We start from the raw sequence: 15,272 nt of genomic DNA, 5'->3' as shown, positions 1-15,272 counted from the left end.
GTATCGTTCGTCTTGGGTCAGTTGTGTGTAGCTCATGGCAATCTTTCTTGCAGGAAAGGCCGTATGCTACCGCATACTGGCCTTTTTCTGTTATGGAAAGTTGCACTTCAAATGCGAATCCGCCGTCATCTGAAAACAGGTTTTATGGTTTTCAGACGACCTTTTGCTTTGGTGCGCTTTTTAATTTTTTGTATTCGGCTATTATCTGTGTCAAATGGTGACGGCGATATATGGCGGGTTGATACTGAGATTTTTAGCTTCTATCGGATAGATTGAGAAAAGAAGAGGTATAAAAGGATTCTTGAGGAAAATCTAGGTCGTCTGAAAGGATAGATTGTGGCAAAGTGCAAAGAAAATAGATCTCGATTTTTCAGACGACCTTTGTATCAACGTTAATCCGACAAAATAAAAACCCCGCTGGGAAGCGGGGTTTTTGGGGTGTTTCGATTAAGGCTTAGCGTAGCCGTGTACGCCGTTGTATGGAGAAGGAATCCAACCTTCATCCACTGCAGGACGCTCGCCTTGACCTTCAATTGTTTGACCCGGAGCAACTTGTTTGGTAACAACGCTGCGGATTTTCACGTCAACGCGACGATCAGGCTCGATACATGCGATCAGAGCAGAACGTTTTTTGGCTTTAGATACTTTTTTGCCCAGTCTTGAAACTTCGGCTTCACAAGTAGCAGTCATTTGAGCTTGAGATTCGCCCAAGCCGGCTGCGGAGATCTTGTTGGAAGGAACACCGCGGTTAACTAGGTAGTTGGCAACTACGTTAGCACGACGCTCAGACAGGTTTTGGTTGTACTCTTCAGAACCCATGAAGTCGGTGTGACCTTCAACACGTACGGTTTGTACGTTTTCGTTGCTCAGGCGTTGAGCCAAGCTGTTCAGGTTTTCTTGAGCTTCAGGACGCAGGATGTCTTTGTCGAAGCCGAACAGGGTTTTCGCAGACAGGGAAACAGTTTCGTCAACGTATTCGGGAGCTTGTTGAACTGCGGCTACCGCTTCGCGGTCACCACATTCGACACGACCTTGGGTTTCTTTGTCGAAGTAGCTGTTTTTCCAGCACTCGCCGTAGTTGTTACGGACGACTTCTTGAGATTGGCTGCTTACGGTGTAGCCGTGTTTGGTGTGCGCTTCACTTGCCATTGCAGTGCCTGAAGCAACCAATGCAACGAACAATGCGCTTAATTTCAGCTGTTTGGTCATTTTATTCCCTCATCAAAATTGTTATGCGGCGGATACAGGAAGCAGCCGCAGCAAATTACCAATATACAGGCCGCAGCATAAAACAGCGGCAAATCGGATATATCAGTTTGCACTATAAAGAAGCATGGCACAGACTGTCAATACTCGATGCCTTGATAAAAACATGAAACTGCTTGCCTCCTAATGGTGAATCATGCCTAAAAATCAAGCTTGTGTCATTTATTTATCAGGAAATTCGGGTCTGTTTCTATTTGCAGTTGCGGAAACGCAACAAGAGTTTGCGTGCTGTAAAGACGGTTTTCATAGTTTATATGTATAGTTTTATTGAAAACAAAAACTTCCTTGTGTGTTTTTTGGATATCCGACAAATCCGGCAAAATATGTTAAATTATGTGCCGCTTGTCGTATAAAACATACAAACACAATACAACCGGACTACCTATGAAATTACAGCAATTGCGGTATGCATTGGAGGTGTACCGCCATAATTTGAATGTATCTGAGGCTGCGGATGCGCTATTTACTTCGCAACCGGGTATTTCCAAGCAAATCCGCCTTTTGGAAGAAGAACTGGGGGTGCAGATTTTTATACGCAGCGGCAAGCGTGTGGTGTCTGTTTCCCAACCGGGTAAGGCGGTGTTGGAAATTTCGGAACGGATTTTGCGCGATGTCCAAAATATTAAGAATATCGGCAGCGAGTTTACCGATCACGACAGCGGTGCTCTGACGATTGCGACGACGCATACGCAGGCACGCTATGCGCTGCCTTTGATTGTGGCGGATTTTGTGAAGCGTTACCCAAGGGTCAATCTGACGATCAAGCAGGGGAGCCCTGCTGCTATTGCGCAAATGGTCAGTAATGGCGAGGCGGATATTGCGATTGTGACGGAGCGGATTGACGATCATCCCGAACTGAGCAAGTTGACGTGTGATGAATGGAACCATGCGGTCATCGTGCCGAAAGAGCATCCTTTGTTGGAATGTATGAATCCTTTAAGTATTGAGGATTTGGCTTCGTTTCCTTTGATTACTTACGAATTTGCATTTAATCAGGGCAGCAGTATTGCGCGTGCTTTTAATAAGGCGCATTTGGATAATCCGGATGTGGTGTTGTCGGCAGCGGATACGGATGTGTTGAAGACTTATGTCCGACTGGGGCTTGGTGTCGGATTGATGGCGAAGATGGCATTTGATCCGGAGAAAGATTCGGATTTGGAATTGGTCGATGCGGCGCATCTGTTTGAGCCTTCGCCCATTTGGATGGCGGTACGCTCGGATACTTATCTTCGCGGTTATACCTACGATTTTATCGAAATGTTCTCGCCGAAGCTGACGCGGGATGTGGTGGATCGTATTCTTTATACGCCGGTGGTCGAAGATTTCTCTATTTGATTTTGGATATGGCAAGAGGTCGTCTGAAAAGCAGAAATGTTTTTCAGACGACCTTTTTTAGTGCGGTTGATATTGGCCGGGGGCTTTGAAATTCAATGTGAGACCTTTGCAAAATTCCCCAAAACCCCCTAAATTCCCATCAAGACATTTAGGGGATTTTCCATGAGCACCTTCTTCCGGCAAACCGCCCAAGCCATGATCGCCAAACACATCGACCGCTTCCCACTGTTGAAGTTGGATCAAGTGATTGATTGGCAACCGATCGAACAGTACCTGAATCGTCAAAGAACCCGTTACCTTAGAGACCACCGCGGCCGTCCTGCCTATCCCCTGTTGTCCATGTTCAAAGCCGTCCTGCTCGGACAATGGCACAGCCTCTCCGATCCCGAACTCGAACACAGCCTCATCACCCGCATCGATTTCAACCTATTTTGCCGTTTTGACGAACTGAGCATCCCCGATTACAGCACCTTATGCCGCTACCGCAACTGGCTGGCGCAAGACAACACCCTGTCCGAACTGCTGGAACTGATTAACCGCCAACTGACCGAAAAAGGCCTAAAAATAGAGAAAGCATCCGCCGCCGTCATTGACGCCACCATTATTCAAACCGCCGGCAGCAAACAGCGTCAGGCCATAGAAGTCGATGACGAAGGACAAGTCAGCGGCCAAACCACACCGAGCAAAGACAGCGATGCCCGCTGGACAAAGAAAAACGGCCTCTACAAACTCGGTTACAAACAACATACCCGCACCGATGAGGAAGGCTATATCGAGAAACTGCACATCACCCCCGCCAATACCCATGAGTGCAACCATCTGTCGCCTTTGTTGGAAGGTCTGACCGAAGATACGACCGTCTATGCCGATAAAGGCTACGACAGTGCGGAAAACCGGCAACATCTGGAAGACCATCAGTTGCTGGACGGCATTATACGCAAAGCCCACCGCAACCGTCCGCTGACGGAAGCACAAACCAAACGCAACCGATATTTGTCGAAGACCCGTTATGTGGTCGAACAGAGCTTTGGTACGCTGCACCGTAAATTCCGCTATGCCCAGGCAGCCTATTTCGGGCTGATTATAGTGGATTAAATTTAAATCAGGACAAGGCGACGAAGCCGCAGACAGTACAAATAGTACGGTAAGGCAAGGCAACGCCGTACTGGTTTAAATTTAATCCACTATACTTTCCCATCCAACCCAACAACAGACCACCCATGAAGTTTCTCAAAAAACTATGCGAACGAATTCTTGACTGGCTCGTCACTAGCAACATGGTGGGCTATGTGATATTGCTGGTCGGTTCCATTATTCTCGGACTGTTATTCGGCGGAGAAATAATTCTGGATAAAGTCCTTGGTCGTGTGAATAAGCCCTGGCACATTACTATCGGCTTCTTTTTAGCGTTGGTTACGCTCTTTGCAATTTGGCTTATAGAAGAAGGTTTAGCCGAGCAGACGTTTAAATTCAAACGGCGCGACAAATATCTGTGCGGCGCAATCGGCGGTTTGGTCAGCGCGCTACTGATCAAAGGGACGTGGCAGGCAGCCTTGGTGGGATTGTCAATCGGCATACTGCTGGCGGCGTTGATGAGATGGTTGAAATACTTTTTTCGAAATATGAATTGAACAGAGAATCCCTTTTCAGACGACCCTTTGCACCCAATCCTTTGAAATTTCTCACGAAACTGTGTAACCGATTTTAGAATTGGTTCACTATCTTTGCCACAGGCATACTGCTACCGAACAATCGTCATAATAGGGAACCTTTTTCACTGCTCGGCGTAAGGCTTCCAACTTATCAGGCAACGACGGGGAAGCGTTCCATAATGTTTCCAAGCGTTCATGGGATAGCGCGTCGTGCAGACCGTCAGAACAAACCAAAACTGCCTCGCCTCTTTGCAAGATCAAAGAATCGGTAAAAATTTTAAAATGGGTTTCTTCATCATCCGCAATCAGGCAGTGCGCCAAAGCATAGTACATATCGGCGTATTCTGTATCTGCCCGCGCTTCCCCCTGCTCGATTAAATCCGCCAACACAGTGTGGTCATGGCTTACCTGCCGCCAGCGACCTTCAGCAGATATATGGTAAACGCGACTGTCACCGACATTGCAGATGCGGCACAAACCGTCCGCCTCGACTATTGCTGAAGCAAACGTCGAGGACGAGCCGAAATATTCATCGGCAAGCGTGTCGCAGAAGCTGCCGTGCAGCCTTCTCAGGAAACGCCCTTCTGCATCGCCCTCGCGCACGAAGGCGTCCAACCAAAACCGGCTGGCGAGATGCGCGGCGGGGCTGCTGGATACGCCGTCTGCCACTGCCAGCTGCACGGCATCGTCCGCCTCGGACAAACGGGTTTTGTGCAGCCTGACCTGACGCACCGCCGTGCCGTCAAACAAGGCATCCTGATTGCGTGCTTTACCGGCACCGACCATTTGAAAATAAGCAAGCTGAAACATGGTTATCCTGACAACCTCATCCTGATTTAAATGAATCCACTTCGGCGCACTTTTCGCAAAAAAATTTCATCGCCCAAGCCCCTTGTTCATCAGCGACAGTATATATCAATCATGCTGATGCACTTAACCGGCTGAAATTTCTGACGACAGGTCGTCTGAAAACGCAGAAACCCATTTTTCAGACGGCCTGACTTTGCCAAAGCAATTGATTTTATGTAAACTGGAAACTTCTTGTCGGAGTGCTGCTTGTTCCTGCAAACAGCTGAGACCGCGCCAGCGGAATCCGTAGAACCTGTCGGGGTAATGCCTGCGTAGGAAACAAGCTGTCAAACGCCTTTTCAGGCTTCCGTTCCCTTTCCCGCATTTCCCGCCATTCGGTGGATTCCGCTTCCGTCTTGTCTTTCGTCCTCCCGACTGCCCAAATACTACAAAGGAATTCACCATGCCCCGTATCGCCATTCTCGGCGGCGGCCTCTGCGGCCGTCTGACTGCCTTACAACTTGCAGAACAAGGTTTATCGGTTGCCCTCTTTGACAAAGGCGGGCGCAAAGGCGAACACGCCGCCGCTTATGTTGCCGCCGCCATGCTCGCGCCTGCTGCGGAAGCGGTCGAAGCTACGCCTGAAGTCATCAAACTGGGCAGACAGAGCATTCCGCTTTGGCGCAACATCAAAGGTCGTCTGAAAACGCCGACCATGATGCAGGAAAACGGCAGCCTAATCGTGTGGCACGGGCAGGACAAACCTTTATCTAACGAATTTGTCCGCCATCTCAAACGCGGCGGCGTGGCGGATGACGAAATCGTCCGTTGGCGCACCGACGACATCGCCGAACGCGAACCACAGCTCGGCGGACGTTTTTCAGACGGCATCTACCTGCCGACCGAAGGCCAGCTTGACGGGCGGCAGATGCTGTCTGCACTTGCCGATGCTTTGGATGGGCTGAACGTCCCTTGCCATTGGGAACACGAATGCGCCCCCGAAGACCTTCAAGCCCAATACGACTGGCTGATCGACTGCCGCGGCTACGGCGCAAAAACTGCATGGAACCAACCTCCCGAACACACCAGCACCTTGCGTGGCATACGCGGCGAAGTGGCGCGGGTTTACACACCCGAAATCACGCTCAACCGCCCCGTGCGCCTGCTCCATCCGCGTTACCCGCTCTACATCGCTCCGAAAGAAAACCACGTTTTCGTTATCGGCGCGACCCAAATCGAAAGCGAAAGCCAAGCCCCCGCCAGCGTACGTTCCGGGCTGGAACTCTTGTCCGCGCTCTATGCAGTCCACCCCGCCTTCGGCGAAGCCGACATCCTCGAAATCGCCACCGGACTGCGCCCCACGCTCAACCACCACAATCCCGAAATCCGTTACAGCCGCGCCCGGCACCTGATTGAAATCAACGGCCTTTTCCGCCACGGTTTCATGATTTCCCCCGCCGTAACCGCAGCTGCCGTCAGATTGGCAGTCGCCCTGTTTGACGGAAAAAACGCGCCCGAACGTGATGAAGAAAGCGGTTTGGCGTATATTGAAAAATAAGTTTGAGGTCGTCTGAAAACGTCACGGCATAGGTTTTACAGCAAATCGGCACGCCCCGACACCAGCCTGTATGAATATAATACGGCAAGGCGCGTCAACGCCGTATCGTCATCGATCTACCTATATTGCTCATCGACGAAAGGTTTCCAATGAATCTGAAATCCCTGTATTTACTGCCTGCGCTCTTACTCGCCCACTCCGCCGCCCTTGCCGCGCCCAAGATTTCAGACGACCCCAAACCGCGTTCTGCCGAAAAAATCGTTTATTTCAAACAAAACGGCAAATTCGGTGCGAAAACCGCAAGCGGCAAAATCATCGTCCCTGCGCAATACAACTGCGAATTTATGTGCGAACACGGTGAAACTGCCGATGGCGAGTTACTGTTTCTGGACGGCAGCCGAGAAATTCGGGGCAAAGTTGCCTATTCGCCGTTTTTCCTGCATTCGCGGCAGGGCAAGTTTTTATATCAGCCGATGATGTACGACGCGGCGGCAGACTATTTTTCGGAAGGCAAACGCCGCTATGTTTCCAAAGACGGCAAGGTCGGTTTTGCCGACCGCGCGGGCAACTTGATCACTCCCGCCCAACACGATTGGGCAGGACAGTTTGAATACGGCTATGCCGCATTTTGCGACGGCTGTCGAGAAGTACGCGTGGACGAAGAATACACCGCCGTACAGGGTGGCACTTGGGGCATGATGGACGCGCGCGGTAATACCGTTGCGCCCGGCGACACCCGCCGTGCCGCTTCCGACATCGAACGAAACGGCAAATTTTATCCGCACCCGTTTGCCTACACCGCCGCCGAACGCGATATTTTGCAACGCATCAACCGCTACAAAAACCTGATTGTCGGACTGGCAGCAGTTTCCTATTCGCCATACAAAACTGCCGAAGAACGCGTTGCTTACCGCTTTGAAATCGTGTCGCAGCCCGTGCAAGGCTATCCGTATTACGAAATCGTCCTGTTTGACGACAAAGGCAACACCGTTGAAGGCGAACGCTTTCTCGCCGGCGCCGACGGCAAACGGCTCTACGCCCTACCTGTTGGAGAAGAAAAACCTCAGCTACTGGAAACCCACCTGCGCCACGATATCCGCAGCACACTTGCCGAACAACCCAAAAGACAGAAAAGCGGCTCTTGGAACGACAACCCGTTTCGCTTGAAAGATTATCCCGAAGCAAAAGCCTTGTTGAAACGCAGGAAATGAGTTTCAGACGACCTCGTCAGATAGCTATACCACTCTACTCACTTTATTAAACAATAAAACAAAAAGGAAACGTCATGATTGAACAAGTAATAGGAAACCTGTCAGGTATATTTTGGATTTTCCTGCTCGTCATTCCCCTACTTTTTTTGAAAGCGCTGCTCCAAAATCCCAAAGTAAAAGGACGCATAGGCGAACGGGCAGTCCGTTCAGTAATCGGAAAAGATTTGGATGAAGAAACCTATATCGAATTTCACGATTTGATTATTCCGTCACGCAGCGGCACGACGCAAATCGACCATATCTATGTTTCGGTTTTCGGGATATTTGTCATAGAAACCAAAAATTACACAGGTTGGATTTTCGGCAGCGAGAAGCAATCGAAATGGACGCAAGTCGTCTATAAGCAGAAACACTACTTTCAAAATCCGTTGCGCCAAAATTACGCACACATCAAAGCATTATCCGAACTGCTGCAACTGCCGGAAGAAAAATTTCATTCAATGGTGGTTTTTCTCGGTGATTGCGAATTGAAAACGCAAATGCCGCCGAATGTCTGCCGTATCAGACAGGCAGCATCCTATATTAGACGTTTTCAGACGACCTTATTGCTGCCTCAGGAAATAGAAGCGGCAACTGCCGTGCTGTCTTCAAATGAATACCAAGCCGACGGCGAAAAACTGCGGGCGCATACCGAACGCCTGCAGGAACGCCATCAGCGATAACTTAAAAGGACACCCCATGACCTTCCCGCCCCTAAAATCCCCGCTCAAATTCTACGCTGTCGTTCCCACCGCCGATTGGGTGGAGCGCATGGTCAAAGCAGGTGCCGACACGGTGCAACTGCGCTGCAAAACCTTGTACGGCGATGAATTAAAACGCGAAATCGCCCGCTGCGTCGCCGCCTGTCGGGGCAGCCGCACGCAGCTTTTCATCAACGACCACTGGCGCGAGTCGATAGAAGTGGGCGCATACGGCGTACATCTCGGACAGGAAGACATGGACACCGCCGACCTTGCCGCCATCGCCGCCGCTGGTTTGCGTTTGGGTTTAAGTACGCACTCCGTCGCCGAACTCGACCGCGCCCTGTCCGTACATCCCAGCTACGTCGCCAGCGGCGCGATTTTCCCGACCACGACCAAGCAAATGCCCACCGCCCCGCAAGGCTTGGAAAAACTGCGCGAATATGTGAAACAGGCAGGTAGCACGCCTGTCGTCGCCATCGGCGGCATCGATTTGAACAACGCCGAAGATGTGCTGGCAACCGGCGTTTCCTCACTCGCCGTCGTCCGTGCCGTTACCGAAGCGGAAAATCCCGAAGCGGTGGTTAAAGCGTTTCAGGCTTTGTGGGATGAATAAGGTCGTCTGAAAGCCAAATTTCAGACGACCTGCTCAATTAGGATATTCGATTGCTAGGATATTCGATTGCCGTCATTTCGGATGCTATACAGGCAGAAGCGGGTATAACGGCGCAAAGAATAATCGGCGAATTCAGTTGTCCCAGCCTTCCACCACCAGTTTGCCAATCATATCTCCGCGTTCCAGCATCTCATGTGCGCGGCGCAGGTTGGCGGCATTGATGCCGTGCAGGATTTGGGTGGCGGTCGGGCGGATGATGCCTTCGTCCACCAGCCGCGCGGTTTCGGCCAGGATTTCGCCCTGCCGTTCGATGTCTGCCGTTTCGCGCAGCGGACGGGTAAACATAAATTCCCAATGCAACGACAGGCTTTTGCCTTTGAGCGGGTTCACGTCCAACGTTTCGGGATCGTCAATCAGTGCGATTCTGCCTTGCGGGGCGATGAGTTCCACGATTTGCGGCAGATGGCGGTCGGTATGGTTGGTGGAAAAAACAAACGACGGCGCGCCGATATTTAACGCGGCAACCCGTTCCGCCATGTTTTCATGATGGTTGATGACGAAATCCGCGCCCAGTTCCTTCACCCACGCGCGGCTTTCGGGGCGGGAAGCGGTGGCGATGACCTGAATGTCGGTCAGCTTTTTCAGCAACTGGATGGCAAGCGAGCCGACCCCGCCTGCGCCGCCGATTAAGAGCAGCGCATTGGCGCCGCCTGCCACGGGTTTGTTCACGTCCAAGCGGTCGAACAGCGTTTCCCATGCGGTAATCGCTGTCAGCGGCAGCGCGGCGGCTTGGGCAAAATCCAGCGAACGCGGCTTTTTGGCGGCAATGCGCGCGTCCACCGCTTGTAATTGAGCGTTCGAACCTTGGCGGTTGATGGCGCCCGCGTAATACACTTCGTCGCCGACTTTGAAATTCCGCACTTCGCTGCCGACCGCCTGAACAATGCCTGCCGCGTCGTAACCCAATACGCGGTACTGCCCTGCCGCAGGCGTATGCGCCGCCCGAACTTTCACATCGACAGGATTGACTGAAACCGCCTGCACGGCAACCAAAATATCGTGCGGCCGCAGTTCGGGTTCGGGCAGATTGATGTTGAGCAGGGCGTCAGGGTTGGAAACGGGCAAAGGGCGGTTGAAACCGATGGCTTTCATAAGGTTCTCCTGTTAGGTCGTCTGAAAGCGTGTATCATGCACCCGAAGTACACCATTAACAAGAACGCACTTATTTTTCATATAGTTACATAAAGGATACTGCCATGCCCCGCACACCGCACCCAAGCTACGACTGCGCCGAAGGCTGCTCGGTGGAAGCCGCGCTTTCCGTTATCGGCGGCAAATGGAAAGGCACGATACTCTACCGTCTGCACACGGACGGCACGCTGCGCTTCAACCAAATCCGCCGCATCCTGCCCGATGTGTCTCAACGCACGCTGACCGCGCAACTGCGCGCATTGGAGGCCGACGGCATCATTTTGCGTACTGTGTATCCCGAAGTCCCGCCACGAGTGGAATACCGCCTGACCGACTACGGCAAAACGCTTGCGCCCGTGCTGACGGCATTGAAGGAATGGGGCGACGGGTTCAAGCAGGAACAGGCGCATCGCGAATAAAGAAACTTACCTACGAAATATCGAGAAACCATGAACATCATCTTAAACGGCGAACCCGCCGAACTTCACGGCACGACCGTTGCCGACCTCATCGCCCAAACCGCGCCGCAAAAGCCCTTTGCCGTCGCCGTGAATACCGGATTTGTCGCCAAAGGCGCGTATGCGGAAACGGTTTTGAACGAAAACGACAAAGTCGATATTGTGCGCCCCGTAGTTGGCGGATAAGCTGTTTTACCTTTTCAGACGACCCCTGTCCCCAAAAACAACCTTACAAAGGAACCCATCATGCTCACCCTATACGGAGAAACTTTCCCTTCACGGCTGCTGCTCGGCACGGCGGCCTACCCGACGCCCGAAATCCTCAAACAATCCGTCCAAACCGCCCGACCCGCGATGATTACCGTCTCGCTGCGCCGCGCGGGAAGCGGCGGCGAGGCGCACGGTCAGGGGTTTTGGTCGCTTTTGGAAGAAATCGGTATCCCGGTGCTGCCGAACACCGCCGGCTGCCAAAGCGTGCAGGAAGCGGTAACGACGGCGCAGATGGCGCGCGAAGTGTTTGAAACCGATTGGATCAAACTCGAGCTCATCGGCGACGACGACACGTTGCAGCCCGACGTCTTCCAGCTCGTCGAAGCGGCGGAAATCCTGATTAAAGACGGCTTCAAAGTGCTGCCTTATTGCACCGAAGACCTGATTGCCTGCCGCCGCCTGCTTGACGCGGGCTGTCAGGCATTGATGCCGTGGGCGGCGCCGATCGGCACGGGTTTGGGCGCGGTTCACGCCTATGCGCTGAACGTCCTGCGCGAACGCCTGCCCGACACGCCGCTGATTATCGACGCGGGCTTGGGTTTGCCCTCGCAGGCGGCGCAAGTGATGGAATGGGGTTTTGACGGCGTATTGCTGAACACCGCCGTTTCCCGCAGCGGCGACCCCGTCAACATGGCACGCGCCTTCGCACTCGCCGTCGAATCCGGACGGCTGGCATTTGAAGCTGAACCGGTCGAAGCACGAACCAAAGCCCAAGCCAGTACGCCAACCGTGGGGCAGCCGTTTTGGCATTCGGCGGAATATTGATGGATACTGTATTGACGGTATGCAAAAAGGTCGTCTGAAAATGTTCAGACGACCTTTTGTCCTTTGCCGAACTCTTTTAATCGGACAATTCCGCTTTCGATTCTTTATCTGCTTTCGCCGACCAATAAGATGCGAGCAGCGAGCCGGAAATGTTGTGCCACACGCTGAACAGCGCGCTGGGTACGGCAACGACAGGGGTTGCGGCAAAATGCGTGGCCGCCAATGCCGCACCCAAACCGGAATTCTGCATACCGACTTCGATAGCGAGCGTTTTTTGCGCATCGTACGGCAGCTTGCAGATTTTGGCTGCAAAAAAGCCGAGCAGGTAGCCGATGGCGTTGTGTAACACCACGACACCGAAAATCAACAGCCCGCTTTCAATGATTTTGCCTTTGCTCGCGCCAACGACCGCACCGATAATCAGCACAATGGCAACCACCGAAACCAAAGGCAAGGCAGCGGCAGCACCTTCGGTCTGTTTGCGGAACACAGTATGTGCAATCACGCCGAGCGCGATGGGCAACAACACCATTTGAACAATGGAAACAAACATCGCCTGCGCATTGATGTCGAGCATTTTACCTGCCAAAAGCAGGAAAATAGCAGGCGTCAGCAGCGGAGCCAGCAAGGTGGAAGCCGACGTAACTGCAACGGACAAGGCAACGTTGCCGCGCGCCAAAAAAGTCATCACATTGGAAGCCGTCCCGCCCGGACAGCAGCCGACCAAAATCACACCCACGGCAACTTCAGCAGGCAAATTTAATAACTTGACCAAAAAATAGGCAGTCAGCGGCATGATAATGAATTGAGCCGCCACGCCGATAAGGACGGCTTTGGGATGACTGGCGACAATTTTAAAATCTGACGGCGTCAGCGTCAGCCCCATGCCGAACATGATGATGCCCAAAAGCCAAGTGATGTAAGGCAGTACCCATTTGAACAATTCGGGTTCGAAGAAAGCAACGGCGGCGCACAATGCTGCCCAAAATGAGAAGGTTTTGCCGACAAAGTGGCTGATTCGTGCAATAGTGTCCATAAATAGTATGTGCGGTATCGGTTGATAAAATTATTGATTAGGAGGACAGTGAAATAAAGTAACACACAAACATCAAAATCTGTTTGGCCGTTGATATTTGTTTCACATCCGTCTAAACGCGAAGCATACACGGCTTTGTAACGGGATGTAAAGAAAAGGTCGTCTGAAAACGTTTCAGACGACCTTTAAGCCATTCTACCCTCACTCAAACAACCTGCCCTGCGCCAGCAACGCCTTCACGGGCGCAAAATCGCGTCGGTGTTCTGGCAATACGCCGTATCGCTGCAAGGCTTCGAGGTGTTGCGCCGTGCCGTAGCCTTTGTGTTTGTCGAAACCGTATTGCGGATAACGTTCCGCCAAAGCATACATCTCGGCATCCCGCGCGATCTTCGCCAAAACGGAAGCCGCCGAAATTTCCATGATTTTGCTGTCGCCTTTGACCACCGCTTCGGCATCCACGCCAAGGCCCTTCGGCACTCTGTTACCATCGATAAACACCTTATCGGGCTTGATCGCCAACCCGTGTACGGCGCGGCTCATTGCCAACATCGTGGCATGAAGGATATTTAGTTCGAAAATTTCTTGCGGATCGGCTTGTGCGACACACCATGCCAGCGCTTGTTCTTTAATCAAGACCGCCAACGTATCGCGTTTTTTCTCGCTGAGTTTTTTAGAGTCGGTCAAACCGGGCAAATGGTAAGACGGCGGAAGGATAACGGCAGCGGCAAACACGCTGCCGACCAAAGGCCCCCGCCCTGCCTCGTCAACGCCGGCAATCAGGAAAGAATTTTTCATCGTTGTTTGAAAATAGAAAAATGGACATTATTTAAAATAAGGAGCAGCCGAAACGGAACACCCATCCCACCAGCCGCCCGCCAACATATTTAGCAGCCTGTTTAGGTTTGCGCCCACGATACCCCCATGCAGCGTTTCGCAATGATAGACGACAGCGGAAAATTTTACCTTGTTTGAAATAAGTTGATTCGTTATAACTGACTGCATAGTATAATCAAAACCTTTGCTATATACCGAAATAAAGATGAAACCGATTTTTTACCGACTGATTTTGGCTTTCGGACTGGGAAGCGCCGCCCTCTCCGCACAAGCCAGCTATATCTGCAAAGTGGACGGCAACACGGTCTTTACCGAGAAAAAAATCGGTAACGATTGTACCGAATCCCATACGGACGGCACTGCAAACGTCAGCCCTGAAGAGGCAGACAGAGCCGTACCTGAGCGCGTCAACCTGAAAGAAGCCCTCGGGGAAGCAGCTCCCGAGCCGGGCGACATCAAAGTCTTGCCGCGCACGACGGGCGGCAGCGTAACCAATACGGCAGAAGCCGCCAATCCCCGTTTGGACATCAAATTGCGCAACGGCAAGCTTGGCGAAGCGACTTCCGTCGGCGACCTGAAAGCGGCAAAAGCCCGCGCCGCCGAGTTGAACCGCAAAGCCAAAATCCTGCCCGCACCCATCTTGCCGGCATCCAAACCCAAGCCGCAGCTGACCCGCAAGCAAATCTTGGAAAACGAAGTCCGCAACGAACAAGTCGCTTTGGTCAGGGCGCAGGCGCAATTGAATGTTGCCAAGAAAAAAGGCGATCAGGCAAAAATCAGCCGTCTGACCCAAGCCGTCAACGACCGTCAAGCCAATATCCGCGCCATTGAAGGCGAAATGAAACGCTAAACGGACAATGGTTCGGAAAGTCTTTAATCCAAGCTTTCCGAACCATTTTCAATTCAAATCCACCATGCAGCCCATCCCCGAAAACATCATCAAATTCCTACGCACCAACCATGTGATCAGCATTGCGGCAGCCGCAGACGGCGAAATTTGGAGCGCCTGCTGCTTTTATGTGCCCGATGAAGCGCAAGCAAGGCTGATTGTCCTGACTTCGGCGCAATCCAAACACGGCAGCCTGATGCTGAAAAATCCGAACATCGCCGGAACCATCGCAGGCCAGCCGGAAAATATCGCCAAAATCAACGGCATACAACTGACAGCCAGCGCGCAACTGCTGACCGACGAAACAGAGAAAAAAGCAGCGCTCGCCCTCTATTACAAAGCCCATCCGATTGCCCGCGCGATGAAAAGCGATGTTTGGTCGTTGCATTTGGAAAACGTGAAATTTACGGACAACAAACTGGTTTTCGCCCAAAAAACCCTTTGGCAGCGGGAAGCCCAAAACGCCTGAATCATTAAAGTCTTGGTGATGGATTTCATAAACCCAATGTCAAAAATAAAGGTTTTCAGACGACCCGAGACCTTTGCAAAAAAGCCCTTCCTTCAACAGCCGAAACCCCAACACAGGTTTTCGGCTGTTTCCGCCCCAATCACTCCTGATTCTACCCAAATACCCCCTTAATCCTCCCCGGACGCCCCATAAT

The 15,272-nt window shown here is 52.1% G+C and carries 17 protein-coding genes, 1 pseudogene and 1 riboswitch; of the genes and pseudogenes, 13 read left to right on the top strand and 5 right to left on the bottom strand.

Annotated features, from left to right (window positions below):
* On the top strand, positions 1 to 276 hold a 276-nt coding region (locus AAG834_RS12515; protein WP_342032323.1), incomplete at its 5' end, for a hypothetical protein.
* Between the two features lie 171 nt (positions 277 to 447).
* On the opposite strand, the gene AAG834_RS12510 is transcribed toward AAG834_RS12515, so the two are convergent.
* Positions 448 to 1,209 carry an OmpA family protein gene (locus AAG834_RS12510; RefSeq protein ID WP_070512409.1) on the bottom strand — a complete coding sequence of 254 codons (762 nt, stop codon included), beginning with the start codon at positions 1,207 to 1,209 and terminating at the stop codon, positions 448 to 450.
* Positions 1,210 to 1,650: 441 nt separating this feature from the next.
* Between AAG834_RS12510 and AAG834_RS12505 the strand changes: the two genes are divergently transcribed.
* The 3 genes and pseudogenes from AAG834_RS12505 to AAG834_RS12495 all read left to right on the top strand — a co-directional run bounded on the left by AAG834_RS12505 (position 1,651) and on the right by AAG834_RS12495 (position 4,232).
* On the top strand, positions 1,651 to 2,601 hold the full coding sequence (locus AAG834_RS12505) for a CysB family HTH-type transcriptional regulator (RefSeq protein WP_342032322.1): 951 nt from the start codon (positions 1,651 to 1,653) through the stop codon (positions 2,599 to 2,601).
* Positions 2,602 to 2,763: 162 nt separating this feature from the next.
* Positions 2,764 to 3,690, top strand: a pseudogene (locus AAG834_RS12500) (IS5 family transposase); the annotation flags it as partial.
* Positions 3,691 to 3,821: 131 nt separating this feature from the next.
* Positions 3,822 to 4,232, top strand: a complete 411-nt coding sequence (locus AAG834_RS12495) for a hypothetical protein (protein WP_342032321.1) — start codon at positions 3,822 to 3,824, stop codon at positions 4,230 to 4,232.
* 87 nt (positions 4,233 to 4,319) lie between these two features.
* Here the strand turns inward: AAG834_RS12495 and AAG834_RS12490 are convergent, their stop codons facing one another.
* Positions 4,320 to 5,063 carry a PP2C family protein-serine/threonine phosphatase gene (locus AAG834_RS12490; protein ID WP_342032320.1) on the bottom strand — a complete coding sequence of 248 codons (744 nt, stop codon included), beginning with the start codon at positions 5,061 to 5,063 and terminating at the stop codon, positions 4,320 to 4,322.
* Positions 5,064 to 5,288: 225 nt separating this feature from the next.
* Positions 5,289 to 5,398, top strand: a riboswitch (TPP riboswitch).
* A 107-nt stretch (positions 5,399 to 5,505) separates the two neighbouring features.
* Between AAG834_RS12490 and AAG834_RS12485 the strand changes: the two genes are divergently transcribed.
* From AAG834_RS12485 to thiE, 4 genes are all read left to right on the top strand, one after another.
* Positions 5,506 to 6,600 carry an FAD-dependent oxidoreductase gene (locus AAG834_RS12485; RefSeq protein ID WP_342032319.1) on the top strand — a complete coding sequence of 365 codons (1,095 nt, stop codon included), beginning with the start codon at positions 5,506 to 5,508 and terminating at the stop codon, positions 6,598 to 6,600.
* Positions 6,601 to 6,749: 149 nt separating this feature from the next.
* Complete coding sequence (locus AAG834_RS12480) at positions 6,750 to 7,811, top strand: WG repeat-containing protein (protein ID WP_342032318.1); 1,062 nt, start codon at positions 6,750 to 6,752, stop codon at positions 7,809 to 7,811.
* A 74-nt stretch (positions 7,812 to 7,885) separates the two neighbouring features.
* Positions 7,886 to 8,533: a nuclease-related domain-containing protein gene (locus tag AAG834_RS12475; protein WP_342032317.1), complete on the top strand. Its 648-nt coding sequence runs from the start codon at positions 7,886 to 7,888 to the stop codon at positions 8,531 to 8,533.
* A 16-nt stretch (positions 8,534 to 8,549) separates the two neighbouring features.
* Positions 8,550 to 9,167 carry a thiamine phosphate synthase gene (thiE, locus tag AAG834_RS12470; protein WP_342032316.1) on the top strand — a complete coding sequence of 206 codons (618 nt, stop codon included), beginning with the start codon at positions 8,550 to 8,552 and terminating at the stop codon, positions 9,165 to 9,167.
* Between the two features lie 132 nt (positions 9,168 to 9,299).
* On the opposite strand, the gene AAG834_RS12465 is transcribed toward thiE, so the two are convergent.
* A complete protein-coding gene (locus tag AAG834_RS12465; RefSeq protein ID WP_342032315.1) occupies positions 9,300 to 10,319 on the bottom strand; it encodes a zinc-binding alcohol dehydrogenase family protein in 1,020 nt (339 codons plus the stop codon).
* A gap of 104 nt (positions 10,320 to 10,423) precedes the next feature.
* Here AAG834_RS12465 and AAG834_RS12460 point away from each other — a divergent pair, with 104 nt between their 5' ends.
* Genes AAG834_RS12460 through AAG834_RS12450 form a run of 3 tightly spaced genes read left to right on the top strand, consistent with a single transcriptional unit; the run spans position 10,424 to position 11,851 of the window.
* Positions 10,424 to 10,777, top strand: a complete 354-nt coding sequence (locus tag AAG834_RS12460; RefSeq protein ID WP_003684634.1) for a winged helix-turn-helix transcriptional regulator — start codon at positions 10,424 to 10,426, stop codon at positions 10,775 to 10,777.
* Positions 10,778 to 10,807: 30 nt separating this feature from the next.
* Positions 10,808 to 11,002: a sulfur carrier protein ThiS gene (thiS, locus tag AAG834_RS12455; RefSeq protein ID WP_003684673.1), complete on the top strand. Its 195-nt coding sequence runs from the start codon at positions 10,808 to 10,810 to the stop codon at positions 11,000 to 11,002.
* Positions 11,003 to 11,062: 60 nt separating this feature from the next.
* Positions 11,063 to 11,851 carry a thiazole synthase gene (locus tag AAG834_RS12450; protein WP_003759283.1) on the top strand — a complete coding sequence of 263 codons (789 nt, stop codon included), beginning with the start codon at positions 11,063 to 11,065 and terminating at the stop codon, positions 11,849 to 11,851.
* A gap of 76 nt (positions 11,852 to 11,927) precedes the next feature.
* Here AAG834_RS12450 and AAG834_RS12445 read toward each other — a convergent pair whose 3' ends face one another.
* Positions 11,928 to 12,887 (bottom strand): bile acid:sodium symporter family protein, encoded by a 960-nt coding sequence (locus tag AAG834_RS12445; RefSeq protein ID WP_342032314.1) that lies wholly within the window; start codon positions 12,885 to 12,887, stop codon positions 11,928 to 11,930.
* A 201-nt stretch (positions 12,888 to 13,088) separates the two neighbouring features.
* On the bottom strand, positions 13,089 to 13,682 hold the full coding sequence (gene rnhB, locus AAG834_RS12440) for a ribonuclease HII (RefSeq protein WP_342032313.1): 594 nt from the start codon (positions 13,680 to 13,682) through the stop codon (positions 13,089 to 13,091).
* A gap of 244 nt (positions 13,683 to 13,926) precedes the next feature.
* Between rnhB and AAG834_RS12435 the strand changes: the two genes are divergently transcribed.
* Positions 13,927 to 14,571: a hypothetical protein gene (locus tag AAG834_RS12435; protein ID WP_342032312.1), complete on the top strand. Its 645-nt coding sequence runs from the start codon at positions 13,927 to 13,929 to the stop codon at positions 14,569 to 14,571.
* 64 nt (positions 14,572 to 14,635) lie between these two features.
* Positions 14,636 to 15,079, top strand: a complete 444-nt coding sequence (locus AAG834_RS12430; protein WP_342032311.1) for a pyridoxamine 5'-phosphate oxidase family protein — start codon at positions 14,636 to 14,638, stop codon at positions 15,077 to 15,079.
* Positions 15,080 to 15,272: the final 193 nt, after the last annotated feature.

Origin of the sequence: Neisseria sp. Marseille-Q2251, assembly GCF_940793045.1 — a bacterium.
Taxonomy (GTDB): Bacteria; Pseudomonadota; Gammaproteobacteria; order Burkholderiales; family Neisseriaceae; genus Neisseria.
The sequence above is the reverse complement of the archived record's forward strand: the minus strand, read 5'-3'. Positions and strand labels throughout refer to the sequence as shown.